Source organism: Pseudacidovorax sp. RU35E (assembly GCF_900156165.1).
Lineage (GTDB): Bacteria > Pseudomonadota > Gammaproteobacteria > Burkholderiales > Burkholderiaceae_C > Xenophilus.
Genome location: NZ_FTMY01000014.1, coordinates 24,661 through 48,303, shown reverse-complemented (window position 1 = coordinate 48,303; position 23,643 = coordinate 24,661). Strand labels below are relative to the sequence as shown.

At 70.1% G+C, this 23,643-nt stretch carries 25 protein-coding genes; 11 read left to right on the top strand and 14 right to left on the bottom strand.

Annotated features, from left to right (window positions below; genetic code table 11):
- Positions 1-3: 3 nt before the first annotated feature.
- The 8 genes from BXA03_RS21915 to BXA03_RS21880 all read right to left on the bottom strand — a co-directional run bounded on the left by BXA03_RS21915 (position 4) and on the right by BXA03_RS21880 (position 6,446).
- Positions 4-1,029, bottom strand: a complete 1,026-nt coding sequence (locus tag BXA03_RS21915; protein ID WP_234983795.1) for a ketopantoate reductase family protein — start codon at positions 1,027-1,029, stop codon at positions 4-6.
- The gene (locus BXA03_RS21910) at positions 1,026-1,874 is read right to left on the bottom strand and encodes a hypothetical protein (RefSeq protein WP_076511306.1); all 849 of its coding nucleotides are present in this window, start codon (positions 1,872-1,874) and stop codon (positions 1,026-1,028) included. Before BXA03_RS21910 ends, BXA03_RS21915 begins: the two co-directional genes overlap by 4 nt.
- Positions 1,871-2,647, bottom strand: a complete 777-nt coding sequence (locus tag BXA03_RS21905) for an HpcH/HpaI aldolase family protein (protein WP_076511305.1) — start codon at positions 2,645-2,647, stop codon at positions 1,871-1,873. Before BXA03_RS21905 ends, BXA03_RS21910 begins: the two co-directional genes overlap by 4 nt.
- The gene (locus BXA03_RS21900) at positions 2,644-3,285 is read right to left on the bottom strand and encodes a flavin reductase family protein (protein ID WP_159444739.1); all 642 of its coding nucleotides are present in this window, start codon (positions 3,283-3,285) and stop codon (positions 2,644-2,646) included. Before BXA03_RS21900 ends, BXA03_RS21905 begins: the two co-directional genes overlap by 4 nt.
- Positions 3,282-4,223 carry an amidohydrolase family protein gene (locus BXA03_RS21895; protein ID WP_076511304.1) on the bottom strand — a complete coding sequence of 314 codons (942 nt, stop codon included), beginning with the start codon at positions 4,221-4,223 and terminating at the stop codon, positions 3,282-3,284. The genes BXA03_RS21900 and BXA03_RS21895 overlap by 4 nt, the downstream gene beginning before the upstream one ends.
- Positions 4,224-4,226: 3 nt before the next feature.
- Positions 4,227-5,189: a Bug family tripartite tricarboxylate transporter substrate binding protein gene (locus BXA03_RS21890; RefSeq protein ID WP_143476412.1), complete on the bottom strand. Its 963-nt coding sequence runs from the start codon at positions 5,187-5,189 to the stop codon at positions 4,227-4,229.
- An 86-nt stretch (positions 5,190-5,275) separates the two neighbouring features.
- Positions 5,276-6,058, bottom strand: a complete 783-nt coding sequence (locus tag BXA03_RS21885; RefSeq protein ID WP_076511303.1) for a DNA-binding transcriptional regulator — start codon at positions 6,056-6,058, stop codon at positions 5,276-5,278.
- 58 nt (positions 6,059-6,116) lie between these two features.
- Complete coding sequence (locus BXA03_RS21880; protein WP_076511302.1) at positions 6,117-6,446, bottom strand: nuclear transport factor 2 family protein; 330 nt, start codon at positions 6,444-6,446, stop codon at positions 6,117-6,119.
- 98 nt (positions 6,447-6,544) lie between these two features.
- On the opposite strand from BXA03_RS21880, the gene BXA03_RS21875 reads away from it, so the two are divergent.
- Entirely contained in the window at positions 6,545-7,456 is a 912-nt protein-coding gene (locus BXA03_RS21875) for a LysR family transcriptional regulator (RefSeq protein WP_076511301.1), read from the top strand.
- Here the strand turns inward: BXA03_RS21875 and BXA03_RS21870 are convergent.
- The 3 genes from BXA03_RS21870 to BXA03_RS21860 form a co-directional block, all read right to left on the bottom strand.
- A complete protein-coding gene (locus BXA03_RS21870) occupies positions 7,435-9,129 on the bottom strand; it encodes an ABC transporter ATP-binding protein/permease (RefSeq protein ID WP_159444743.1) in 1,695 nt (564 codons plus the stop codon). The genes BXA03_RS21875 and BXA03_RS21870 overlap by 22 nt on opposite strands.
- A 218-nt stretch (positions 9,130-9,347) precedes the next feature.
- The gene (locus BXA03_RS21865; protein WP_076511300.1) at positions 9,348-9,548 is read right to left on the bottom strand and encodes a DUF3606 domain-containing protein; all 201 of its coding nucleotides are present in this window, start codon (positions 9,546-9,548) and stop codon (positions 9,348-9,350) included.
- A gap of 162 nt (positions 9,549-9,710) precedes the next feature.
- Positions 9,711-10,154 (bottom strand): DUF4174 domain-containing protein, encoded by a 444-nt coding sequence (locus BXA03_RS21860; RefSeq protein ID WP_076511299.1) that lies wholly within the window; start codon positions 10,152-10,154, stop codon positions 9,711-9,713.
- Positions 10,155-10,357: 203 nt separating this feature from the next.
- Here BXA03_RS21860 and BXA03_RS21855 point away from each other — a divergent pair, with 203 nt between their 5' ends.
- The 6 genes from BXA03_RS21855 to BXA03_RS21830 all read left to right on the top strand — a co-directional run bounded on the left by BXA03_RS21855 (position 10,358) and on the right by BXA03_RS21830 (position 16,445).
- A complete protein-coding gene (locus tag BXA03_RS21855; protein WP_076511298.1) occupies positions 10,358-11,071 on the top strand; it encodes a nitroreductase in 714 nt (237 codons plus the stop codon).
- Between the two features lie 139 nt (positions 11,072-11,210).
- Positions 11,211-12,179, top strand: a complete 969-nt coding sequence (locus BXA03_RS21850) for a Bug family tripartite tricarboxylate transporter substrate binding protein (RefSeq protein ID WP_076511297.1) — start codon at positions 11,211-11,213, stop codon at positions 12,177-12,179.
- Positions 12,180-12,374: 195 nt separating this feature from the next.
- Entirely contained in the window at positions 12,375-12,980 is a 606-nt protein-coding gene (locus BXA03_RS21845; protein ID WP_143476411.1) for a phosphatase PAP2 family protein, read from the top strand.
- The gene (locus BXA03_RS21840; RefSeq protein ID WP_076511295.1) at positions 12,977-14,008 is read left to right on the top strand and encodes a glycosyltransferase family 2 protein; all 1,032 of its coding nucleotides are present in this window, start codon (positions 12,977-12,979) and stop codon (positions 14,006-14,008) included. The genes BXA03_RS21845 and BXA03_RS21840 overlap by 4 nt, the downstream gene beginning before the upstream one ends.
- Complete coding sequence (locus BXA03_RS21835) at positions 14,005-15,609, top strand: ArnT family glycosyltransferase (protein WP_234983793.1); 1,605 nt, start codon at positions 14,005-14,007, stop codon at positions 15,607-15,609. The genes BXA03_RS21840 and BXA03_RS21835 overlap by 4 nt, the downstream gene beginning before the upstream one ends.
- Positions 15,606-16,445 carry a ChbG/HpnK family deacetylase gene (locus tag BXA03_RS21830; RefSeq protein WP_076511294.1) on the top strand — a complete coding sequence of 280 codons (840 nt, stop codon included), beginning with the start codon at positions 15,606-15,608 and terminating at the stop codon, positions 16,443-16,445. Before BXA03_RS21835 ends, BXA03_RS21830 begins: the two co-directional genes overlap by 4 nt.
- A 79-nt stretch (positions 16,446-16,524) precedes the next feature.
- Here the strand turns inward: BXA03_RS21830 and BXA03_RS21825 are convergent, their stop codons facing one another.
- Together BXA03_RS21825 and BXA03_RS21820 are read right to left on the bottom strand one after the other, a co-directional pair.
- Positions 16,525-16,992, bottom strand: a complete 468-nt coding sequence (locus BXA03_RS21825; protein WP_076511293.1) for a GFA family protein — start codon at positions 16,990-16,992, stop codon at positions 16,525-16,527.
- A 161-nt stretch (positions 16,993-17,153) separates the two neighbouring features.
- On the bottom strand, positions 17,154-17,630 hold the full coding sequence (locus BXA03_RS21820; RefSeq protein WP_076511292.1) for a MarR family winged helix-turn-helix transcriptional regulator: 477 nt from the start codon (positions 17,628-17,630) through the stop codon (positions 17,154-17,156).
- 243 nt (positions 17,631-17,873) lie between these two features.
- On the opposite strand from BXA03_RS21820, the gene BXA03_RS21815 reads away from it, so the two are divergent.
- The 4 genes from BXA03_RS21815 (at position 17,874) to BXA03_RS21800 (ending at position 21,913) form a co-directional block, all read left to right on the top strand.
- On the top strand, positions 17,874-18,359 hold the full coding sequence (locus tag BXA03_RS21815; protein ID WP_076511291.1) for a tripartite tricarboxylate transporter TctB family protein: 486 nt from the start codon (positions 17,874-17,876) through the stop codon (positions 18,357-18,359).
- Positions 18,360-18,369: 10 nt separating this feature from the next.
- The gene (locus BXA03_RS21810; protein ID WP_076511290.1) at positions 18,370-19,881 is read left to right on the top strand and encodes a tripartite tricarboxylate transporter permease; all 1,512 of its coding nucleotides are present in this window, start codon (positions 18,370-18,372) and stop codon (positions 19,879-19,881) included.
- A gap of 209 nt (positions 19,882-20,090) precedes the next feature.
- Positions 20,091-20,624 (top strand): DUF4142 domain-containing protein, encoded by a 534-nt coding sequence (locus tag BXA03_RS21805; RefSeq protein ID WP_076511289.1) that lies wholly within the window; start codon positions 20,091-20,093, stop codon positions 20,622-20,624.
- A gap of 245 nt (positions 20,625-20,869) precedes the next feature.
- Entirely contained in the window at positions 20,870-21,913 is a 1,044-nt protein-coding gene (locus BXA03_RS21800; RefSeq protein WP_083716243.1) for a lysylphosphatidylglycerol synthase domain-containing protein, read from the top strand.
- Here the strand turns inward: BXA03_RS21800 and BXA03_RS21795 are convergent.
- Positions 21,895-23,469 (bottom strand): TerC family protein, encoded by a 1,575-nt coding sequence (locus BXA03_RS21795; protein ID WP_076511398.1) that lies wholly within the window; start codon positions 23,467-23,469, stop codon positions 21,895-21,897. The two genes, BXA03_RS21800 and BXA03_RS21795, sit on opposite strands and share 19 nt — an antisense overlap.
- Positions 23,470-23,643 lie beyond the last annotated feature (174 nt).

The window sequence follows — 23,643 nt, the reverse complement described above, 5'->3', positions numbered from 1 at the left end:
CTCTCAGGCGGCCACGCCGCTGCTCTGCGCGCGCAGCCGCGCCAGGCCGTGGATGGTGGTGAGGGCCGGAACCGGCATCGCCACCGCGGCGGCGCATTCCAGCACCGCGCCGAGGATGGCGCCGATCTCCACCGGCCGGCCGGCCTCGAAGTCCTGCAGCATCGAGGTCTTGATGTGGCCCAGCGCCCTCGCCTGCGCGATGCGCCGTGCCGGCTCGATGTCCAGCGCCAGGCCGATGCGCCCGCCGATGCCCAGCAGCTCGTCCATCATGCGCACGAACAGGTCATGCAGCTCGGGCGTGTCGATCATGTCGTCGGTGTGTGCGCCGGTGAGCAGGCTCACCGGGTTGAAGCAGGCATTGCCCAGCAGCTTGAGCCAGATGTCGCGGCGGATGTCCTCGCTCACCTGGGCGTCGAGGCCCGCGCCCTTGAGCCGCTGCGCCAGCGCCTGCACGCGCGGGCTGTCGCCGCCGGCCGGCTCGCCCAGCAGCAGCCGGCCGCCGCTGTCGTGCTGCACCACGCCGGGTGCGGGGCAATGGCAGGCCGCGAAGACGCTCAGGCCTAGCACCTGCGACTGCGGCACCGCTGCTTCGGTGCGGCCCTCGGCGTCGACGCTGCGCAGCCGCAGGCCCGCGCAGCTGCGCCCACCGGCCAGGAAGTACCACCAGGGCAGGCCGTTGGCGGCGCTCAGCACCCGCGTGCCGGGATGCAGCAGGGGCGCGAGGCGCGGCGCCAGGGCGGGCAGCGCGGGCGCCTTGACGGTCAGCAGCACGATGTCCTGCGGGCCCAGGGCCTCGGGCGTATCGGCCGCGCGCACCGGCACCACCTGGCGCTCGCCCTGGCTGCGCAGCTCCAGGCCGCGCTGCTGCAGGGCCTGCAGGGTGGCGCCGCGCGCCAGCACGCTGACCGCCTCGCCGGCCAGTGCCAGCCGCGCGGCCAGCCAGCCGCCGATGGCGCCCGCGCCGACCACGCAGATGCGTGGGGCGGCGGGCTCCGCGCCGCCGGCTTCATTGAGCCCGGGCATGCTCATGAAGCCGTAGGCAGCGGATAGTCGTGCTCGTTGGCCACCTTGCCCGGCTTGCCCGCGAAGTCCATGCGCGGCGGGGCGAAGATGTCCAGCAGCCAGGCGCCGCCGTCGTTGGTGTTGCGGCTGGTGTGGATCACCTTGGGCGGGATCACCGTGAGCGAGGGGCTGCCGACCTGGATGGCCTCGTCCTCGCGCCAGTCGTTCATGTCGGCCGTCCACGGGTAGCGCATGTGGTGCACCCAGTCGCCGCGCAGCGCCAGCGAGCCCTGCTCGAAGTCCGTGTGCGAATGCGGGCTCAGCTTGCGCACGTCGCGCGCCACCATGCGCGGCGTCATCACGTTCACCATCAGGTTGGTGCTGCGGAAGATGCGCATGTTGCTGTCGGCCTGCGTGTGCTGCGCCAGCGGATAGTGCCGCAGCCGGAAGCCGTCGGCCGGCGTGGGCCAGGGCACGAGCGGCGCCACCTCGGGCGTGGGCCGGGCATAGTCGGCCGCATTGCCGGCCAGGGCCAGCAGGTCTGCAGCTTGGTGCGAGAAGACGCGGACCACCTGTCCGGCCGCCTTCATCACGACCCGGCTGTCGCCGGGCGGCACGATGGTCACGGACTCGGCACTCGCTTCGATGCTGGCGTCGCCCGCGTGGATGGTGGCGCCCGCATAGGGCAGGAAGACGAAGTACTCGTCGGGCTGGCCCTGGCGCGCCAGCGTCGCGCCGGGCTGGACCTCGCTCACGGTCACGATGAAGTTGGCGCCGCGGCTCACCCAGGTGCGGGCGCCATCGGCCTCGTGCGCGGGCGGCTCGTCATGGTGGCGGGCGACCGAGGCGGGGCGGATCGTGGAAGTGCTCATGCGTTCACCTTCGATGGGGAAGAGGAAGTCGGCGCGGCGGGCCGGGCGATGGCCTGCGCCGCCTGGCGCAGCAGCCCCTGGTCGGAGCCATGGATGAACCAGCGCACGCCGAGCGCGCGGTAGCGCTCGCGCTCGGCCTCGCTGCCGACGAACATGCCGACCAGCTTGCCGGCGGCCAGGCCGGCGCGGATCACCTGCTCGGTGGCCTCGGCCACCTCCGGCGCCTGGGCGCTGTCCAGGCCCATCGACAGCGCGAGGTCGGCGCGGCCGATGAAGAGCCCGGCCACGCCCTCGACGGCGGCGATGCCGGCCGCATTGCGCACGGCCTCCACGCTCTCGATCTGCGCCAGCACCACGCTGCAGTCGCCCTGGCGGATGGCTTCCTTCATGCCCAGGGCGCCATAGCCGGCCGCACGCGGCGAGCTGGAATAGCCACGGTCGCCGCCCACATAGCGGCAATGGGCGACCACTTCGCGCGCATCGGCCACGGTGTCCACATGCGGCACCAGCACGCCGGCCGCGCCCATGTCCAGCACCGACAGCAGGCCGGCGGCCGTGCGCTCCAGCACCCGCACGAAGAGCGGCAGACCGCAGCTGCGGCCCGCCATGAGCGCGAGGTCCAGCGCCGCGCGGTCGAAGGGCGCATGCTCGGCATCGAGCACCGCGAAGTCCAGGCAGGTGCCGCCGAGGATCTCCACGCACTGCGGCGAGGTGGTCTTGACGAAGGTGCCGACATGCCAGTCGTCGCCGGTGGGAAGAAGCGCGCGGGTCATGGGGTGTCTCCGGCAGGTTCGCCCGGCGGCCGCTGCAGGGCCGGGCGGTGGAAGGTCTCGCCCAGCGCGGCGTAGTACGGGCCGCCGAGCCGCGCGATGGGGCGCAGGCGCTGGCTGTCGACGTTGCGCCCGTCGTAGACGGTGCGCGAGAGGTGGAAGCTCAGCACCTCGCCGATGTAGAGCGTGTTGAGCCCGCGGCCCAGCGTGACGAACTGGTCGAGCCGGCATTCCATGTGGATGGGCGACGCCGCGATGCGCGGCACCGGCGTGTGCACGCCCGGCAGCAGCGCGATGCCCAGGGCCTCGGGCTCGCCGACCTCGGGCGGATAGTCGGCGCCGCACTGGTGCAGCGTCTCCATCACGTCCTCGGTCGCCACGTTGACGCAGAAAAAGCCGGTGTCGCGGATGTTGCGGGCCGTGTCCTTGAGCGTGCCCTGGCGCGTGCCGATGTTGACCGCCACCATGGGCGGGCTGTGGGCCACGTAGTTGTAGGAGCTGAAGGGCGCAGCATTGACGCGGCCCTCGCGATCCACGGTGGTGATCCAGGCCACCGGCCGCGGCACCACGATGCCGCAGATCAGGCGGTAGGCCGTGGCCGTGTCCAGGCCGCCGGCGGCGACTTCCTCGTGGTCGTTCACGCGCGCGCCTTGCTGCCGCCCTTGGCGAACACGCGCCGGCCGGTGTCGTGCCACACGGCCCGCTGCTCGGCCGGCGAGAGCAGGTCCGACGCATCGATCATGCGCTGGACCATGTCCTTGTAGGTGCCCGACGAGGTGCCGATGTCCGAGCCCCACATCACCCGCTCGGCGCCGAACAGGTCGACCGCACGCCGCAGCACCTGGTTGGCGGGAAAGCCTTCCTCGCGGCAGTGGTCGAGGTTGATGGAGGTGAACTTGAAGGAGATGCGCTCGCAGGCGGCCAGCTGCTCCCAGCGCGCGTCCATGCCGAAGTGCGGGCCGTCGTGCAGCTCGGGCTCCAGCAGGTGGTCCAGCACGATGCGCACGTTGCGGTAGCGCTCGGCCAGGGCCAGCAGTGCCGGCACGGCCGGGCCGCCGCCGCCCTGGGCCAGCACCTCCAGGTCCATCACGATGCCGGCCTCGTCCACGGCCTCCCAGCTCTTGAGCGCGTTCGGCGAGTCGAGCCAGGGCATGCTGCCGTCGGGCTTGCGGCCCCCGAACAGGCGCAGGCCCACCAGGTCGTGCTCGCGCACATAGCGGCGCACCAGCTCGGGCGTGCCGGGGTCTTCGGCATCGAGGATCACCACGGCGGAGAACAGCTCGGGATCGGCGTCCGACGAGTCCAGGATGTAGCTGTTGTCGTAGCGGTAGACCATGCGCTTCTGCACCGCGACGGCACCGTCCACGTTCTCCTCCTTCATCCACACGCGCATGCGCGAGACGTCGGGCACCTCGTTGATGGGGTTGGGGCCGTGGTGGCCGCCGGGCCGTCCGATCACGCCCGGCGGCCGATAGGGCGCATCGGCGGCACGTTGCATGGGGTTGCGCGGATAGCGTTGCTGGTCGTCGGCCACCAGGTGGGCATGCGCATCGAACAGCAGGGGACGGGTGTCGCTCATGGGTCAATCCAGGGTGATGTTGGTGGTCTCAATGACCTTCTTCCACTTGGCGCTGTCGCTCGCCATCAGCTGCACCAGCTGCTGCGGGCTGCCGCCGATGGGTGCGGCGCCGTACTGCTCCAGCCGGGCGCGGGCCTCGGGCGTTGCGATCACGGCATTGATCTCGGTGTTCAGGCGCGTCACCACGGCCTCGGGCAGGCCCTTGGGCCCGACGATGGCCATCCACACGGTGGCCTCGACGGGAATGCCCTGCTCGATGGCCGTGGGCACCTGCGGCAGCCCCGCGAAGCGCTGGCGCGAGGTGACGGCCAGGCCCTTGAGCTTGCCAGCCTGGATCTGCGGCACCAGCGAGGTGATGGGCATGGACACCGCATCGACGTTGCCGCCCACGGTGTCGGTGATGGCCGGCGTGTCGCCCTTGTAGGGCACGCCCAGCGCCTCGACCTTGGCCTGGCTCTTGAGCAGCTCGGCCGTGAGGTGGCCGATGGTGCCGTTGCCCGGATTGGCGATGCTCACCTTGCCGGGCTGTGCGCGGGCCCGCTCCAGCAGGCCCTGCAGCGAATCGACCTTGAGCGCCGGGCTCACGGCGATGCCCATCGGGATCTCGCCGATGGCGATCACGGGCGTCAGGTCCTTCTGCGGATCGAAGCGCAGGTTCTTGTAGAGGTACTTGTTGTTGGCCAGCGGGCCGGAGGTGGAAAGCGCCAGCGTGTAGCCGTCGGGCGCGGCCTTGGCCACCATGTCGGTGCCCAGGTTGCCGCCGGCGCCGGCGCGGTTGTCCACCACCACCGGCTGGCCCAGCTTCTCCGACAGGCGCTGGCCGATGAGCCGGGCCAGCGCATCGGTGCTGCCGCCGGCCGGGAAGGGAACGATCAGGGTGATGGGCTTGGCGGGCCAGTCGGCGGCCAGCGCGGGCAGGGCGGCGGCAAAGGCCAGCAGCGCCATGGCAAGGCGTCGTTTCATCATGCTTGTCTCCGTTGGAATGCCGCGATCATGCGCAGCCCCGACCCGCCCACCAAGCGGGCATTGCGGACTTTCCGCGCGGCGGAAAGTCAGCGGCGCGGCGACGCCAGCGCGTCCAGCGCCTGGGCGATGGCGGCCGCGGCCTGCTGCAGCGGCGGCACGAAGCGCTCCACGGCCTGCGCGGGCGTGAGCGCGGAGGAGAACCAGGTCAGCCCGATGGTGGCCACCACGCGCGGGCCTTCGAAGATCGGCACCGCCACCGTGGAGGACTCGGGCCGCACGCGCGGATCGCGCAACGCGTAGCCACGCGCGCGGGTCTCATCCAGCATGGCGCGGATGGCGTCGGCGTCGCCCACTTCGCGCTCTTCGGGATGGGGCGTGCGGGCCAGCAGCTCGATCAGGGCCTGCTGCTCCTGCACGTCGGCGAAGGCCAGGTAGGCCCGGCCCAGTGCCTGCGTGAGCAGGCTCAGCCGCATGTTGATCGTGGAATGGAAGAAGGACAGCGGCGACTGCGGAATGGTGCTGTAGCGCACCACCATCGCATCGCCGTCATGCACCGCCACCGAGACCGGCCACTTGAGCTCGGCCGTCAGCCGGTCGGCGATGGCCGAGGAGGCCTCCACGATGCGCGGCTCGCTGTGGTAGCCGCTGGCGAGCGAGGCCACCTCCGCCGTGAGGTAGTAGGCGCCGTACTGCGGCGCATGCCGCACGAAGCCGGTGGCCTGCAGGGTGTGCAGCAGCCGCACGATGCTGGGCTTGGGGATGCCCGTCTGCCGGTGCAGCACGTCCAGCGTGGAGACGGGCTGGCGGTTGAGCGCCTGCAGCAACGCCAGGGCACGGACGACGACGTTGATGGGCGGGGCAGAGGGCATGGGGCGATGGATTCTAGGAAGCCATCCGCCGGCACCACGCACCCCGCCACCGTCTGCATCAGACCCCGATTTCCAGCGACGCGATCAGCCCCTGCGCAAGGCGGAAGCGGTACCGGAGGTCCACCGGGCTGCCGGGGAAGTCGCCCCGCACATGCGCCGTGACGGTACACACGTCGTCCCGCGCCTCCAGCGCGAAGGGCTCGACGGTGTAGCGGTACTGCGTCGACGCCGCGGCCTTCCAGGCGCGTATCGCCGCCCGTCCGGCATGGGTGCGTCCCTCGTCCCTGACGGTGGCGTCCGCCGTGAAGCAGGCGCCCACGGCGTCCGGGTCCTGGCGGTCCGCTGCAAAGTAGGCGGTGATGGGCTGCGGAAGCTCGGTGGTCTTCATTCAGTGCTCCTGGATTGGGAAAGGCCCCACGATGCCTTCATTGGAGTGATTAGAGAATCCGCCAGAATCTTCATGGGTCATGAAGCAGGAGATACAGAATGCGCGGATCGGAATTTGCGGAGCTCCAGGCCTTCGCCGCCGTGGTCGAGCGCGCCAGTTTTGCGCGCGCCGCGGCCGCGCTCGGCCTCTCGCCATCGGCCCTGAGCCAGACCATCCGGCAGCTCGAAACACGGCTGGGGCAGCGGCTGCTCAATCGCACCACGCGCAGTGTGGCACCGACGCAGGCAGGCGCCCGGCTCTACGAGCAGCTGGTGCCTTTGCTGCAGTCGTTGTCGGCAGCTGTGGCCGAAGCCTCTGCCAGCGGGCAGATGGGCGGCGTCCTGCGGATCAACACACTGAGCATGGCCGCCCGGCAACTCATCGCGCCCCGGCTCGACCGTTTTCATCGCGCGCATCCGACGGTCATGCTGGACATCGTGGTCGACGATGCGCTCGGCGACATCGTCGCCGGTCGATTCGACGCGGGCATCCGGGTGGGTGGCCGGCTGGAGAAGGACATGGTCGCCATCCGGCTGACGCCGGACATCCGCATGGTGGCCGTGGCCTCGCCCGACTACGTGTCGCGCCACGGTGCACCGGCACGCCCGCAGGACCTGCACCAACACGCTTGCATCAACTGGCGGCTGGAGGCCGAGGGCCGCACCTACCGCTGGGAGTTCGAACGACGGCGCGAGCGAATGGAGGTCACCGTGACGGGACCCCTGACGACCAACGATGCCGGGTTGGGCCTCTCGGCCGCCTTGCAGGGCCTGGGCATCGCCTATGCATTCGATCAGGACGGCGTGTGCGCGCTTCTTGCCGAGGGGCGCCTGGTGCAGGTGCTGGCGGACTGGTCCATCACGCGACCGGGGCTGTTTCTCTACCACCCGAACCGGCGGCACATGCCGGCGCCGCTGCGCGCCTTCATCGACTGCCTGCTGGACCGAGATCAGCCCTCGGCGGCTTGGTAGTGCAACGCATCGTGCATGCGCCACTCGCCGCCGCCCAGCAGTTCGAGCACATGCGTGTGGTAGCGCAGCACGGCGGGCCGGTGCGCGATGCTGACCATGGTCGCCCCCGTGTCGCGCAGGCGCTGGTACAGCGCGGCCTCGGTGGCCGCGTCGAGCGCGCTGGTGGCCTCGTCCAGGATGACCACGCGTGGCCGACGGGCCAGCACGCGTGCGAAGGCCATGCGCTGCTGCTCGCCCATGGACAGCAGCTTCTCCCAGTCGTGCACCGCGTCCAGTCCGCCCACCCGCTCGGCCAGGCCGCCCAGGTGCACGGCATCGAGGATGTCGAGGAGCTGCGCATCTGTGTGCTTCGATGCATCGGCGGGATAGAGGATCTGGCTGCGCAGCGTGCCCAGCTGCATGTAGGGCCGCTGCGGCAGGAAGAAGACCTGCTCGGCCGGCAGGGTGCGCACCGTGCCGCTGCCGTTGCGCCACAGGCCGGCCAGGGCGCGCAGCAGCGAGCTCTTTCCGCAGCCACTGGGGCCGGCGATCATCAGTCCCTCGCCGGGATTGAGGCGCAGCGACAGGTCGCTGATCAACAGGCGGTTGAACTGCGGCGTATAGAGCGTCACGTTCTCCACGCACAACTCGTCGTCGCCGCATTCGCTCTGGATCTGCCCGGACGGCGTGCTGGCCACCGCCACGGCCGAGGGCGCCCGCACGCTGCCCGGCATCACGACCCCGGCCAGCGTGTGCAGCCGGTCGATGCCGGCCACGAAGCGGCTCAGGCCTTCGAAGTTGTCCACGATCAGGCTGACGGCACCGAGCACCGCCGCGAAGGCGCCACCCGCCTGGACGGCGCGGCCCACTTCCAGGTGGCCGGCCAGCACTTCGCCGGCCAGGATGATGCTGGGCACCACGAGCGTCAGCTGGCTGAAGGCGCGCTGGAAGAGGTTGAGCGAACGCTGCTTCTTGATGAGCCGGCCGTAGTTGGCGAAGGCGGCCTGGAAGCGGTTGTCCAGCTCGACGCGCTCCTGCGCCTCGCCGCGGTAGAAGGCGATGGACTCGGCGTTCTCGCGAAAGCGCATCAGCCCGAAGCGGAAGTCCGCCTCGCGCCGCAGCTGCCAGAAGTTCAGGCGGATGAGCGGCGCACCGAAGACATAGAGCGCCACCACCGTGCCCACCGTGGCATAGATCGCCAGGAAGAGCACCAGCATCTTCGAGATGGACCACAGCACCGCGCTGAAGGCCACCAGCTGCATCAGCGAGCCGAGGAAGATCAGCGCGTAGTTGATGGAGCGACCGGTGAAGGTGTTGATGTCCTCGCTGATGCGCTGGTCGGGGTTGTCCAGGTCCTGCCGGCTACCCAGCTCGTAGTAGCGCCGCTGCTGCAGGTAGCCATCGAGGAAGCGGTGCGTGAGCCAGCGGCGCCAGTGGTTGCCGAGGTAGTCGCGCATGTAGTAGTAGCCGGCGTACATGGGCGCGGCAAATGCCAGCACCACCAGGCTCCAGCGCACGGCGCTCCAGAAGCGGTCGGCGTCGCGGGCGGCCAGGGCCGACGTCATCTCGCCGGTGCGCGAGATCAGCATGACCGCCAGCTGCGTTTCGCACAGCATCACCACCAGCAGGATGCCGAGCAGGCTCCAGGCCTTGACCCGCTGGTCGCCCACCCAATAGGGCCGGGCAACCTCCATGAACTGTCGCCATGCCGCCATCGACAGGGTGGGTGCGCGATGGCGGTTACGCCTCTGGCTGCGGATGCGCGGCGTGGGCGAGGCAGGATCGTCGGTGGGCGTAGGAGGCGCGATGGCGGACATCAGGGGTCTGAAGTCAGGAACGGGGGAGTGCTCGTCTTGCGCGGGAACCGCGCGGGCACGGGAGGCTTCAGACTCGGTCGATGAAGAAGACGACGTCAGCAGCAGCCCAGATGGGCCTGGACAGCGCGGCCAGACAGGCCGGCCTGCTCGACAGCGCTGGCGAGGTGCGATTCGTCCACCCCCAACTCCTGGGCGAAATGGCGCATCTCGAAGCGGTCGTTGACGTTGATGTCGGAGCGCTCGCTGCGACGCAGCGCGAAGGGCTCTTCGGCAAGGTACTTTTCCATGGAATGCATGACCGGCTCCGGGACGTTCGTGGGTTTTGATCGCGTGGCACGGATGATCCCGGTGCCCGGGCCCAGGCCCCTCGCGGACGGCGGCTGAACCCGGTGAAGTCCGCCGCCTACGCGCGGCGCAGGCGACCATCCCGCGCGCCGACCCGGCCCGCTCGCAGAGCCTCAGCGTCCGGTCTGGCGCATGGGCATGCGGTCGATGGTGCGGAAGATCTCGTCCAGGTCGACCTCCGCCGCCTGTCGCACCTTGGCGCCGCCGTCCTTGCCGACCAGCACCAGCTGCGCGGGCGCATCGGCGCGCAGGCCCAGGGCGGCGAGCAGCGCCCGGGTTTGCCCGGCGGTCAGTGCCCGGCCATCGCGGCTGCCGGTGCCGGCCACCACGCGGTAGAAGACCATCTCGCGCTCGATGAAGGCTTCGCGCGGGGCCGTGCGGGACAGTGTCTCTTCCACCCGGCGCAGCAGCGGGTCGTCCGACCGCGGCGCGACGACCACGAGCGGCCGGGTCTTCCAGCGCTCGGCCTCCAGCGGATTGGCGTCGGCCGCAAGGGCCGATCCCAGGGCGGCCAGGCCAGTGAGGGCGAAGGTGGCAGTGCGAAGGGTCTTGGTCATGGTGGGCTGGGTTCCCAGGGACGGCAACAACGATGTTGTGCTGAGGCTCTCGCGGGGCGCCGGGTTCCGCCGTCGCCGGCCACGCCGAGCCGGCGTCGGCCCGGTCCGGCCGCGCGTGCGCGCATCATGCTCGCGTTTGTGCCACTGCAAGGGCCCGCTGCAGCGGTGTAGCCTGGGCGTTCGATCCCGACCCGCTGCTCGCCATGCCACCCGCCATCGATTCCCAGACAAGCCCTGTGCCCGACACCGACCCCAGCCGCACGCTCCAGGCCCTGCTCGACCAGCGCTACAGCTGCCGCGGCTTCCTGCCGCAGGAAGTGCCCCGGGCCACCATCGAGCGCATCCTCCAACTGGCGCAGCGCACGGCCTCGTGGTGCAACGCCCAGCCCTGGCAGGTGGTGGTGACGCGCGGCGCGGCCACCGAGCGCCTGCGCAACGCGCTGCTCGCGGCGCAGACCCAGCCGCCCCAGCCCGACTTTCCCTGGCCGCGCGAGTACCACGGCGTCTACCAGGCGCGGCGCCGCGAATGCGGCCTGGCGCTGTACGACGCCGTCGGCGTCGCCAAGGGCGACCGCGAGGCTTCCGCACGGCAGGCGCTGGAGAACTTCCGCTTCTTCGGCGCCCCGCATGTGGCCATCGTCACCAGCGACGAGGCGCTGGGCGTGTATGGCGCCGTCGACTGCGGCGCATTCGTCTCCAACTTCATGCTGGCCGCCACCAGCCTGGGCGTGGCCACCGTGCCGCAGGCGGCGCTGGCCTCGCGCGCGGACGTGCTGCGCGCGCAGCTGGGCCTGGCGGCCGACCGGCGCGTGGTCTGCGGCATCTCCTTCGGCTTTGCGGACGACACGCATCCGGCCAACGGCTTCCGCACCACGCGCGCGGGCTTGGACGATGTGCTGACCTGGGTCGAAAGCTGAGCGCCTGCAGGCACAGGCCAGGGCGCCCTGTGCTGCGGTCTCCCCTCATGGCAAGGCGTGGGCCGGGTGGCATGATCCCGGCCCGGCCTCCGGTCGGTTCCTGAAGCATTCCAACACCTAGACAGACAGGACCCTCGCCATGACTCTCGCCCCTTCGCGCCGCCGCGCGCTGCTCGTTGCCCTTTCCACCGGCCTGCTGGCCGCCGGCGCCTCGGCGCAGCAATGGCCCACCAAGCCCATCCACTTCGTCGTGCCCTTCTCCGCGGGCGGCGCCAATGACCTGATGGGCCGCGCGGCCGCCGACGGCGTCTCCAAGGCACTGGGCCAGCCGGTGGTGGTGGACAACAAGCCCGGTGCCGGGGCCATGCTGGGCACCGACGTGGTCGCCAAGAGCGCGCCCGACGGCTACACCTTCCTGATCAGCGCTGCGGGCGTGGTCTCCAACAGCATGATCCGCAAGGTGCCCTACAAGGACAGCGACCTGGTGCCGGTGGCCATGATCGGCCTGGCACCCTCGGTGATCGTGGCGCCCGCCAATTCGCCCTACAAGGACCTCACGGACTTCGTGAACAAGTCCAAGCAGGGCCAGGGCCTGCACTTCGCCACCGCCGGCACGGGCAGCACGCCACACTTCGTCGAAGGCCTGCTGGAGAAGAACTACGGTGCCAAGCTCGACGTGGTGCCCTACAAGAGCGGCTCCGAGTCGATCACCGCCGTGCTCAGCGGCCAGGTCGACGCCACGTCGGAAGCCAGCATCGTGGTGCTGCCCTACATCAAGGCCGGCAAGCTCAAGGCGCTGGCCACCACCTGGACGCAGCGCATCTCGGCCTATCCCGAGCTGGCCACGGCTACCGAGCTGGGCTTCAAGGACATCCGCATCGCCCACTGGGCGGGCGTGCATGCGCCCGCCGGCACGCCGCAGGCCATCCTCGACAAGATGGCCGAGGCGGTCGACAAGGCGATGAAGGACCCGGCCACGGTCCAGCGCCTCAAGGGCATGGGCATCGAGCCCGTGGGCGGAACGCGCGCCAGCTTCGTCAAGTTCGTCGACGAGGAACGCGCCCGCCTGGGCGCGGTGGTCAAGGCCACGGGCATGAAGGAGGAGTGAGCGCCGCGACGGGCTGACAGGCCGCGCGGGCCAGCCTGAACGGCGTCTGAAACAAGTGGTCAGGGAGGATTCACGGCGCGCTCCTAGCATCCGCCGCATGCCCTCCGACCGCGCCCGAGCGCCAGTTCATCCATCGTTCACGCACGCATTGCGTCGTCGGCGCGGCGCTCATGGCCGGGCTTGCAGGAGCACCGCGTGACGCGCCCGGACATGGCCCTCTTCCTGGCGATGACGGCCGGCGGCTCGCCTGCGTCGTGGCTGCTTTCCATCGCCGAAGTGCTGGCCCGCTTCGGCCCCTGCGCCAGCGCCGGCGTGATGCTCTGGGCCGGCATCCGCCGCCGCGACGAGCGCGGCTACCTGCTCGCGCTGCTGTGCATGGCAGCCGTCGCCTCCCTCGTCGCCCACGCGCTGGCCAGTGCCCTGGGCTATCCGCGGCCCTTCATGCTGGGCCTGGCGCCGAGCCACATGCCGCATGGCGGCAGCGACGGACTGCCGAGCACCCATGCCACCGTCATGGGTCTGGTCGCCTTCGGCATGCTCGTGCGCCGGCCCCTGCGCCCCTTCGGGGCCACGGCCATGTTCCTGGCGCTGGCCACGGGCTGGGCACGCATCCGTGTCGGCGTGCACTTCCCCTTGGACGTTGTAGCGGGCCTGGGACTCGCTGCCGCCCTGCTCACGGGCTTTCTGGCCCTGCAGTGGCAGCTGCGCATCCGGCTGGGCGCCCAAGCGGTCATTCCGCAGGCGCCACCGGCCCCCTCTTCGGCCATCGCCCCCTCGCATCGAGAAGAACCGCTGCCATGAACGCCGTCGTGCATGCCGCTCCCCCACACCTCAAGGTCGTCGAGACCGAGGAGGTCGTCGCCCAGCCTCCCGCCCACAAGGCTGCGGCGAGCCTGTCCTGCGTGATCCCCTGCTACAACGAGGCCGCCAACCTGCGCCTGCTGCTGCCCTTGCTCGAGCAGCTGCTGCAGGGCAGCGGCCTGCACTGGGAGGTGATCGTGGTGGACGACGGCAGCCGCGACGACACCGCCGAAGTGGCGCGGATCTGGTGCCAGCTGGCGGGCTTCCGGCTGGTGCGTCTGTCGCGCAACTTCGGCAAGGAAGCCGCGCTGAGCGCAGGCCTGAAGGCGGCGCGCGGCGACGCCGTGGTGTTGCTCGACGGCGACCTGCAGCATTCGCCCCAGCTCATCGGCAAGATGGTCGAACAGTGGCGCGGCGGCGCCGAGGTGGTCTACGCGGTGCGCGAGAACCGCGCCGACGAAGGCACGCTCAAGCGCGTGGGCACGCGGCTCTTCTATCGCGTGGTCAACATCGCAAGCCGCACGCCCCTGCCCGAGGACGCCGGCGACTTCCGGCTGATGGACCGCAAGGTCGTTGATGCCCTGCTGGCCCTGCCCGAGCGCAACCGCTTCATGAAGGGCCTGTACGCCTGGGTGGGCTTCAAGACCGTGGCCCTGCCCTACACGCCGGCGCCGCGGGCCGAGGGCCAGAGCCGCTTCGGCGCGCTGCGGTTGCTCAACCTGGCGCTGGACGGCATCACCTCCTTCACCACCTGGCCGCTGCGGCTCATCAGCGTGATCGGCTTGCTGCTGGCCGTGCCGGCACTCGGCTACGGCATCTTCCTCGTGCTGGACCATTTCATCTCCGGCAGCGACGTGCCCGGCTGGTCCACCATCGTGGTCAGCCTGATGTTCTTCATGGGCATCCAGCTGGTGTCGGTGGGCGTCGTGGGTGAGTACGTCGGCCGCATCTTCGAAGAGGTCAAGGCCCGGCCGCTGTTCCTGGTGCGCGAAGAACACGGCCACGGCCTGGCGGAGCGCACGCCGTGAGCACCGCCGCGCCTGCGCGCGGCACGGCGTCGTGGTGGAAGGGACATGCCGCCTTCCTGCTGATGGTCGGCATGTGGCTGGCCTGGACGGCCGGCCTGCGTCCACTGACCGCCCCGGACGAGGGCCGCTACGCCGGCGTGGCGCGAGCCATGCTCCAGTCGGGCGACTGGCTGGTGCCGCGGCTCGACGGCCTGCCCTTCTTCCACAAGCCGCCGCTGTTCTACTGGCTGGCCGCCGCGGCCATGCAGGTCTTCGGCGTGCACGAATGGGCGGCGCGCGTGCCTTCGGTGCTGGGCGCGTGGCTGGCGGCCGCCTCGCTCTACACCTTCCTGCGCCGGCATGCCGACCTGCGGCTGGCACGCTGGGCCACGCTGGCGCTGTGCACCAGTCCCTTCTTCTTCGTCGGCGCCCAGTTCGCCAACCTCGACATGCTGGTGGCGGGCTGCATCACCGCCACCGTGGCCTGTGCCGCCGACGCGCTGCGGTGCCTGGAGGAAGACCGCCCCTGGCGCAGCGCCCTGGCGCTCGCCTTCGCCGCGGCGGCGCTGGGCCTGCTCGCCAAGGGCCTGATCGGCCTCGTACTGCCCGGCGGTGTGATCGTGCTGTGGGCATTGCTCGCACGCCGTGCCCGCGTGGCGCTGCGCATGGCCGTGTGGTGGCCGGGCTGGCTGCTGCTGATCGCTATCGCCGGCCCGTGGTTCGTCGCCATGCAGCTGCGCTATGCCGAGTTCTTCGACTACTTCGTCATCACGCAGCACTTCCGGCGCTTCGCGGACAGCGGCTTCAACAACGAGCATCCGCTGTGGTTCTACGGACCGGTGCTGCTGGGGCTGTGCCTGCCCTGGACGCTGTGGCTCCTGCTGTGGTGGCGCAAGCCTGGGCCGGCGCCGACCCGCGGCACCTCCGGCCTGCCTCTGCTCATGCTGGTCTGGATGGGCGTGGTGGTCGTCTTCTTCTCGCTGCCGCGCTCCAAGCTGGTGGGCTACGTGCTGCCCGCCCTGCCCCCGCTGGCCGCCCTGGTCGCGCTGGGCATGGCGCGCGTGCTGGGCGCCTCGCCGCGCCGCGGGCGCGTGCTGGGTGCCACCGGCATCGCGGCCGCGCTGATGTGCGTGGGCGCGGTCGGCCTGGCCGCCCACCTGGGCACGCCGCCGGATTCGCGGCTGCGGCTGCCTGCGGGCCAGTCCGTCCAGCCGGGCGATCGGGTGGTGATGCTCGACCGCTACTACTACGAACTGCCCTTCTACTGGCAGCTGCACGGCCCGGTGGTGGTCGCGGCGGACTGGCGGCCCGCGGTGGCCCAGGCCAGCGACAACTGGCGCAAGGAGCTGGCCGACGCCGGCGACTTCGAACCCGCCGCCAAGTCCGCCTGGCTGCAGTCCATCGATGCGCAGCCGGCGCGCATCTGCGGCCCGGGACGCACCTGGGTGATCGGCCCGTCGAACGCGCAGCTCGTCGCGCCGTGGGTGCTGGGCATGCAGCTCGTCACCTTCGATGCGGAGATCGCCGTCTGGCGCCACGACGGCCGTGCCGGCGAAGCGGTCGATTGCCTGGCGGGTCACGCCACCCCCGGCGCATTGCCGGCCTGGCAGGGCGCCTCATGAGCAGCGACCGACCGGTCTTCCTGCGCCGCCTGTGCGTGTGCGCCGACGACTATGGCCTGTCCACGGGCATCGACGGCGCCATCCTGGCGCTGATCGACCGCGGTGTGGTCACCGCGACCAGCTGCATGGTGCTGCGCCGGACCTGGACGGCCGATGCCCCCGCGCTGCGCCACCGCCCGGGCACGCAGGTGAGCGTGGGCCTGCACCTGGACCTCACGAATGTGGACGGCAGTGCCCGCGAGGCCAGCCTTGCAGGCCTGGCAGGACGCAGCATGCTGCTGCCGCGCAGCACACGCCACTGGCGCCCGATCGTGCGCGAACAGCTGGACCGCTTCGAGGCCGAGATGGACCGCCCGCCCAGCCATGTGGACGGTCATCGGCACGTGCACCAGCTTCCGGGCGTGCGCGAGACCCTGGCCGAACTGCTGAACGAACGCTACGGCCGTGACCTGCCCTGGCTGCGCGGCACCCGCCCGGGGCCGGCGGCGGGGCGCGTCGCGTTCAAGCAGCGGGTCATCCACGGCATGGGTGGCCCGGGCACGCAGCGCCTGGCCCGGCAACGGTCGATCCCGATCAGCGGGCGGCTGCTGGGCGTGTACGGCTTCGACTGCGATGCCGTGGCCTACGCGCACGCACTGGACGACTGGCTACGCCAGAGCCGCGACGGGGACGTGCTGATGTGCCATCCCGCCATGGACGACACGCCGCACGACGGCATCGCCGCCGCGCGGCGCCAGGAGTTCGAGGCGCTGCGGGCGCTCGACCCCGCAGCCGTGGCGCGGCGCTGGAGCGTGCGGCTCGCGCCACTCAATCCCCGCGCCGGCCTGCGCGCCTGAGCGGTCGCCCTTCATCCGGGCTGCAACCGCGCCGCTGCGATCAGGTCAGCACCGGCGCACAGGCCGACCTGCGCCGAGGTCAGAGCCCGTGCCGCCGATGCCACTCGGCCAGCGATTCCTTCGGGTACTGCTCGAAGCGCGCATCGCCGGGCTGGCCTTCGACCTGAACCCACGGCGCCCTCGAATCCAGCATCATGTGCACGTTGTCGGGCGGGACGGGGAGCGGGGTGTCGATGGCGCCGGCATGCGGATGGATCAGGTCGGGCCAGCCCTCGTCATAGAGCCACAGGGCCGTGCCGCAGTGCCCGCAGAAATGCCGCTGGCCGCTGCTTTCCTTGCCGTCGATGGTGGCGCGATAGACCCGCAGCGCATCCTGGCCGCCGTGGATCTTCAGGCTGCGCGCATCCGCACCCAGGTTGATGGCATAGCCGCCCGTGCCCGCCGTCTTGCGACAGATCGAGCAGTAGCAGCGCATGAAGGGGACGGGCTCCTGGGATTCGACGCTGAAACGCACGCGGCCACAGTGGCACGATCCGTCGAGATGCATGGCGGGACTCCTGGTGGAACGGCAAGGTGCACGAGCCTAGTCCGTCGACACGCCAGCGGCGTCAGCCGCAGCGGCATGCCGCCTGTAGGCAGCGGCCCGGCCGGATGACGTCAGCCCGGCCGCCATGAGCCGGGCGCGGGCACTTCCCTCGGCCCCATGTCTCAGGCAGGCGGATCCACATCGGTGGCGACCGCATCCTCGTCTTCCGCGGACCCCGCGATCGCCTGTGCCAGACGCACCGCTTCGGCCAGGGCGGTGAGCTGGCCGAGGTGCTGGCCCGCCAGCTTCTGCAGCTTGCGCCGGCCCTTGGGCAGCAGGTGTACCTCCGTCTGGCGCCGGTCAGTGCTGCTGGGACGCCGGCGGACCAGCCCCGCGTCTTCGCAGCGCGAGACCAGCGCCACCACGCCGTGCACCTGCGCCTGCAGACGCTCCGCGATCTCGGTGATCGTGGCCCAGTCGCGCCCGGGGAAGCCCTGCGTGTGCAACAGCAGTTGGTAGTGCAGCACCGTGATGCCTTCTTCGCGCGCGGCGTCCTCGCTGAAGCGCAGGAAGTTGCGCAGCTGATAGCGGAATTCGGACAAGGCTTCCAGTCGGCGCTTCTGCGCCGCCGCCGCAGAGGCGGCCGCTCCTTCACTCATTCGGTCTCCCCACGAAAGTTGCCGGCGACTTTAGCCGCCCTGCGCCATGGGCCACATGAGCATTTGGAAAGGGTAATTACTCATGTTGTGATGTATTTTTGCTCATAACATGATGTATCTGAACAGCCACTGACGTCCGGGCCTGCATGGGCCTCGCCGGGTCAGGGCGTCGCCGGAACGCACCTCGCGCTGCCCGGCCTTCTCCCACGCGCGGCATCGCCGCGCATCCACACCTCCATCGCGATGAAGATCCAAAGCCAGAAGGACTTTTTTTCCGGCCTCATGTTCACGGCCGTGGGTACGGCCTTTGCCATAGGCGCCACCCACTACAACGTGGGGGACGCCGCCCGCATGGGCCCCGGCTACTTTCCCTTGATGCTGGGCATCGTGCTGGGACTGCTGGGGCTGCTGGTCATGGCCAGCTCGCTGGCGCGCGGTGATGGCGGCGACGGCCGCATCGGCGCGGTCGCCTGGCGGCCCCTGACGCTCATCATCTGCGCCAACCTGGCTTTCGGCGTGCTGCTGGGCGGCCTGCCCAGCATCGGACTGCCCGCCATGGGGCTCGTGCTGGCGATCTATGCGCTGACCTTCATCGCCAGCCCCGCGGGCCCGAGCTATTCCTTCCGGACCACGCTGATCCTGGCCACCCTGCTGGCCATCGGCAGCTACTTGGTCTTCATCGTCGGCCTCAAGCTGCAGTTCCAGGTCTGGCCGACCTTCATCAGCTGAGGACGCCACCATGGAATTGCTCGACCACCTCGCGCTCGGCTTCGAAGCCGCCTTCACCCTCCAGAACCTCGTCTACGCCTTTGTCGGCTGCCTGCTGGGCACGCTGATCGGCGTGTTGCCCGGCATCGGCCCGGTGGCCACCATCGCCATGCTGCTCCCGGCGACCTACGCGCTGCCCCCGGTGGCCGCGCTGATCATGCTGGCCGGCATCTATTACGGCTCGCAGTACGGCGGCTCCACCACGGCCATCCTGGTGAATCTGCCAGGCGAATCGGCCTCGGTGGTGACGGTCATCGACGGACACCAGATGGCCAAGCAGGGTCGGGGCGGCCCCGCGCTCGCGGCGGCGGGGCTGGGCTCCTTCTTCGCGGGCTGCGTGGGCACGGTCATCCTGGCGGCCTTCGCGCCGCCACTGACCGAACTGGCCTTCAAGTTCGGCCCGGCCGAATACTTCAGCCTGATGGTGCTGGGCCTGATCGGCGCCGTCGTGCTGGCCTCGGGTTCGCTGCTCAAGGCGGTGTGCATGATCATCCTCGGCCTGCTGCTGGGCCTGGTGGGCACAGATGTGAACTCGGGCGTGGCCCGATACAGCTTCGACATTCCCGAGCTGACCGACGGCATCAGCTTCATCGCGATCGCCATGGGCATCTTCGGCTACGGCGAGATCATTTCCAACCTCGCCAAGCCCGAGGAGGACCGCGAGGCATTCACCGCCAAGCTCAACGGCATCTGGCCCACGCGCGAGGACTTCAAGCGCATGACGCCGGCCGTGCTGCGCGGCACCGCGCTGGGCTGCTCGCTCGGCATCCTGCCCGGCGGCGGCTCGCTGCTGTCGTCCTTCGCGTCGTACACGCTGGAGAAGAAGTTGCGCCTGAAGCCGGGCGAGATCCCCTTCGGCAAAGGCAACATCCGCGGCGTGGCCGGCCCCGAATCGGCCAACAACGCAGGGGCGCAGACCTCGTTCATTCCACTGCTGACCCTGGGCATCCCCGGCAATCCGGTGATGGCGCTGATGGTCGGTGCCATGACCATCCACAACATCCAGCCCGGCCCGCAGGTCATGACCAGCAACCCCGAGCTGTTCTGGGGCCTGATCGCTTCGATGTGGATCGGCAACCTGATGCTGATCATCCTGAACCTGCCGCTGATCGGCATGTGGATCAAGCTGCTGTCGATTCCCTACAAGTGGCTGTTCCCGGCGATCGTGCTGTTCTGCGCCATCGGCGTGTACTCGACCAACAACAACACCTTCGACATCTGGATGGTGGCCATCTTCGGCGTCATCGGCTACGGCTTCATCAAGCTGGGCTGCGAACCGGCACCGTTGCTCCTGGGCCTGATCCTCGGCCCGATGATGGAGGAGAACCTTCGGCGTGCGCTGCTGCTGTCGCGCGGTGACTGGGGCGTGCTGGTGACACGGCCCATTTCCGCAGGGCTGCTGGTGGCCGCCGTGGTGCTTGTCGTCATCGTGCTGATGCCCGCCGTGCGCTCCCGGCGCGAGGAAGCCTTCGTGGAGGCCTGACAAGGCGGCCCTCCAGGCGCGGCCCTCGCGTCGGACGGGGCCAGATGGCGCCGTGCCCAAGGTCCTACGACGCTTGGGCGCGATGGCCCAGCATTCACAGGCCCGGCGTCGTCCATCCTCCAGGGCAACTTCAATCTGCCCGGACCCGTTCGATGTTCCAGTCTCCCTCCTCTTCTTCTTCCGCCGTTTGTCAGGCGACCCGTCGGCGCATGCTCGCGACCCTCTGCGTGGGCTGCATGGCCGGCGCCATGTCGGTGGTGCAGGCCCAGCCCAACAGCAAGGACCCCGACGAGGTCACGCTGCGCGGCGACATGAGCAACGGCGACCGCGTCTTCCTGCGGTCGGCGGGTGGCCTCGTCGTGCGCGACCGTGAGATCGGCAAGCTGGGGCAGCGGCGCTTCCAGAAACCGGCGCTTCGCCAATGGGCTGCGTCGCTGGAGAAGCGCTCCGACACCCTGTATCGCGCCATGACGGACTACGCCGAGCGCCACAAGACCAACCTGCCCCTGGACATGTCGGAAGCCTCGCGCCGCATGGTGGACCGCGTGGCCGAAAGCAAGGGCGCCGAATTCGATCGCGACATGGTGCGCACGATCCGGGCACTGCTGGAAGAACAGGTGCGTGTGTTCAGCGATTCGGCCGAAAGTGCGGAGCATCGGGATGTCGGGGCGCTGGCACGGCGTGCTGCCGACGACCGCCGGGCATTGCTGCAGGCGCTGGACAAGGCCTCGCCCCGCCGCTGAGCGCCACCCTGGCGCAGCCCGCCCCAGGAGAGGGCACCTGCGGCCGGCGATGACCATGTCGCCGCGCATGAAAAAACCCGGTCGGCCGCGAGGCCGCCGGGCGAAGTCGCAGCAAGGGTGCTGCGAGGAGACCATCTCCCCCAAGCATGATCCGGGCCAGCACCGGCCGCGCCCTCCGCGCGGCCTACAGCAGCCAAGGTCGGGCGCCGACGGCTGGCGCGCCGACGGCTGTCCAACATCGGTCGATGAAAGACAACGAGGCGCCTGTGCTGCTCGATCCCTCCACCCCCCAGCCCACGGCCCCTGTCGCCTCGGACCGTCCCGCTTCGCCCACCAACACCGGTCGCTGGGCCCGTATCTGGCCCACGGTTCGCCGCTGGGCCGTGCCCGTTCTCGGCTTGCTGGTCCTGGCGATGCTCATCTCGCATGCGCACAAGGTCGATTGGGCGGGGGCATGGGCGGCGCTCAAGCGCTATCCGGCCACCGTGCTGCTGGAGGCCGCCGTCCTGGCCCTGGCGAGCCACGCGCTCTATGGCTGCTTCGACCTGACCGGGCGACATCACACGAAGCACGGCCTGCCCGTGATGCGCACCTGGGCCATCGCGGTGGCGAGCTATGGCTTCAACCTGAACCTGGGCTCGCTCGTGGGCGGCGTGGCACTGCGCGCGCGTCTCTATGCACGAGCGGGTCTGGACGAAACTAAGGTGGGCCAGATCATCGCGATGAGCCTGAGCACCAACTGGCTGGGCTATGGCCTGGTCGCCGGCGGCCTGTTCTCGTCCGGCATGCTGCAACTGCCTGCATCGGTGCCGCTGTCCAACGGCATGCTCCAGGTGATCGGCATCGGCCTCATGCTGCTGCCGGTCGCCTACCTGCTGGCCTGCCTGCGCTGGCACGGCAAGGACTGGACGGTGCGCGGCAAACCCGTGCATCTGCCCACGCCGCGCCTCGCCTTGGTGCAGCTCGCCCTGTCCACGAGCAACTGGTGCCTCATGGGCACCTTGATGTACCTGCTGCTCGGCGGCAGCGTGGCCTATGCCCATGTGCTGGGTGTTCTGCTCGCTGCATCCGTCGTGGGCGTGTGCATGCCCATTCCTGCGGGCCTGGGCGTGCTGGAAGCGGTGTACCTGGCGCTGCTGTCCGGCACGGTGCCGCAAGGCAAGCTGATGGGCGCCGTGCTGGCGTACCGCGCCCTGTACTACCTGCTGCCGCTGGCCATCGCCCTCGGCCTGTACGCCTACCTCGAGAAGACGGCGGACCCGAGCGCCGGTCAGGTCGAGGCCGCCTGAGGCGACGCGTCGCTGGCGACAGGCCCGATGCGTACCGACTGGATGCGCTGGCCCTGCACGTCCTCGACGTCGATCTGCCAGCCATCGTGCAACAGCGTCTCGCCCGCTGCCGGCATGCGGCCCAGGCGCGACAGCAGGTAACCGGCGAGCGAGGTGTAGCTGTCGTCTTCGCTGACCAGGCCCTCGGTTTCGAGCATGCGCTGCACCTGGTGGATGTCCGCGGTCCCTGCCACACGCCAGCCGCCCGCCTGCAGGCGCTCGATCTCCGGGGACTCGTCCTCGTCGGGAAACTCGCCCGCGATCGCCTCCAGGATGTCGAAGGGCGTGAGCACGCCCTTGAACAGGCCGTATTCGTCGTTGACCAGGACCAGCTGACCCTTGGCCCGGCGCAGCACATCGATGGTGTGGGTGACGCTCGCGCTCTCGGGCAGGTGCAGCGGCGTGCGGATGTGAGTGCCCTGCTCATCGATGCGCCCGCGGGCCACCAGCACCGCCAGCAGTTCGGTGGCGCGGCCCACGCCCACGACCTCGTCCAGGCTGCCGCGGCAGACGGGCAACAGGCTGTGCGGCGAGCCCAGCAGGCGCTCGCGCACTGCGTCGGGCGCTTCGTCGAGGTCGATCCACGATACGTCCGAGCGCGGCGTCATGATGCTGCGGGCCGTGCGTTCCGCGAGGGAGAGCACGCCGCTGACCATGTGGCGCTCTTCCGGAGCAAAAGCGGGCGCGTCGGCCGGCATCTCGGCGCTGCCGTCGGCGGTGGCCGCCAAGTGCATGCGCCGCCCGCCGCCCAGCAACCGCAGCACCGACTCGGCGGTGCGCTCGCGCAGCGGGCGTTGTGACTGATGACGCGCCTGGTTGCGGCGCGCCAGCTGGTTGAGCATCTCGATCAGGATCGAGAAGCCGATGGCTGCATACAGGTAGCCCTTGGGCAGGTGGAAGCCGAAACCCTCCGCCACCAGGCTGAGGCCGATCATGAGCAGGAAGCTCAGGCACAGCACCACCACCGTGGGATGCGCATTGACGAAGCGCGTGAGCGGCTTGGCCGCCAGCAGCATCACGCCGATGGAAATGACGACAGCGGCCATCATCACCGGCAGGTCGTTGACCATGCCGACGGCGGTGATCACTGCATCGAGCGAGAACACGGCATCGAGCACCACGATCTGCGCGACGACCAGCCAGAAGCCCGCATAGACGGGGTTGGTGGCCACCTGGTGCTCGGCACCTTCGAGCCGCTCGTGCAGTTCCGAGGTGGCCTTGAACAGCAGGAACAGGCCCCCGAACAGCAGGATCAGGTCGCGGCCCGAGAAGGACAGCGGCCCCAGGGAGAACAACGGCCGTGTGAGCGTGACCATCCACGAGATCACCGACAGCAGGCCCAGGCGCATGAAGAGCGCGAGCGACAGGCCGATGACGCGCGCGCGGTCCCGCTGGTGGGGCGGCAGCTTCTCGGCCAGGATGGCGATGAAGATCAGGTTGTCGATGCCGAGGACGATCTCCAGCACCACCAGCGTGAGCAGGCCGGCCCAGACGGCCGGGTCGCTGAAGAGTTCAATCATCGGCGCCCCTGCGCGCGTGGGCAGTGCAGACATGCCGCATGCGGCGCACCCGTCAGAGAGGTGCGGCAGTGCGAGGCGGCAGGATCGGGGAAGGCACGCGTGCGGGACGCGCAGGAGCTGGCGAAGGCCAGCCTCGGACTGGGAGGCTCGGAGGAGTCGCTGGTCATCTCG

Coding starts and splice junctions, on each gene's coding strand:
- BXA03_RS21875 (WP_076511301.1), top strand. CDS start 6,545: ATGCGCGGATCGGAATTTGCGGAGCTCCAGGCCTTCGCCGCCGTGGTC.
- BXA03_RS21825 (WP_076511293.1), bottom strand. CDS start 16,992: ATGCATCTCGACGGATCGTGCCACTGTGGCCGCGTGCGTTTCAGCGTC.
- BXA03_RS21800 (WP_083716243.1), top strand. CDS start 20,870: ATGAAAGACAACGAGGCGCCTGTGCTGCTCGATCCCTCCACCCCCCAG.
- BXA03_RS21870 (WP_159444743.1), bottom strand. CDS start 9,129: ATGGAGGTTGCCCGGCCCTATTGGGTGGGCGACCAGCGGGTCAAGGCC.
- BXA03_RS21850 (WP_076511297.1), top strand. CDS start 11,211: ATGACTCTCGCCCCTTCGCGCCGCCGCGCGCTGCTCGTTGCCCTTTCC.
- BXA03_RS21830 (WP_076511294.1), top strand. CDS start 15,606: ATGAGCAGCGACCGACCGGTCTTCCTGCGCCGCCTGTGCGTGTGCGCC.
- BXA03_RS21895 (WP_076511304.1), bottom strand. CDS start 4,223: ATGAGCGACACCCGTCCCCTGCTGTTCGATGCGCATGCCCACCTGGTG.
- BXA03_RS21815 (WP_076511291.1), top strand. CDS start 17,874: ATGAAGATCCAAAGCCAGAAGGACTTTTTTTCCGGCCTCATGTTCACG.
- BXA03_RS21810 (WP_076511290.1), top strand. CDS start 18,370: ATGGAATTGCTCGACCACCTCGCGCTCGGCTTCGAAGCCGCCTTCACC.
- BXA03_RS21880 (WP_076511302.1), bottom strand. CDS start 6,446: ATGAAGACCACCGAGCTTCCGCAGCCCATCACCGCCTACTTTGCAGCG.
- BXA03_RS21915 (WP_234983795.1), bottom strand. CDS start 1,029: ATGAGCATGCCCGGGCTCAATGAAGCCGGCGGCGCGGAGCCCGCCGCC.
- BXA03_RS21855 (WP_076511298.1), top strand. CDS start 10,358: ATGCCACCCGCCATCGATTCCCAGACAAGCCCTGTGCCCGACACCGAC.
- BXA03_RS21885 (WP_076511303.1), bottom strand. CDS start 6,058: ATGCCCTCTGCCCCGCCCATCAACGTCGTCGTCCGTGCCCTGGCGTTG.
- BXA03_RS21820 (WP_076511292.1), bottom strand. CDS start 17,630: ATGAGTGAAGGAGCGGCCGCCTCTGCGGCGGCGGCGCAGAAGCGCCGA.
- BXA03_RS21840 (WP_076511295.1), top strand. CDS start 12,977: ATGAACGCCGTCGTGCATGCCGCTCCCCCACACCTCAAGGTCGTCGAG.
- BXA03_RS21910 (WP_076511306.1), bottom strand. CDS start 1,874: ATGAGCACTTCCACGATCCGCCCCGCCTCGGTCGCCCGCCACCATGAC.
- BXA03_RS21865 (WP_076511300.1), bottom strand. CDS start 9,548: ATGCATTCCATGGAAAAGTACCTTGCCGAAGAGCCCTTCGCGCTGCGT.
- BXA03_RS21860 (WP_076511299.1), bottom strand. CDS start 10,154: ATGACCAAGACCCTTCGCACTGCCACCTTCGCCCTCACTGGCCTGGCC.
- BXA03_RS21890 (WP_143476412.1), bottom strand. CDS start 5,189: ATGATGAAACGACGCCTTGCCATGGCGCTGCTGGCCTTTGCCGCCGCC.
- BXA03_RS21805 (WP_076511289.1), top strand. CDS start 20,091: ATGCTCGCGACCCTCTGCGTGGGCTGCATGGCCGGCGCCATGTCGGTG.
- BXA03_RS21905 (WP_076511305.1), bottom strand. CDS start 2,647: ATGACCCGCGCGCTTCTTCCCACCGGCGACGACTGGCATGTCGGCACC.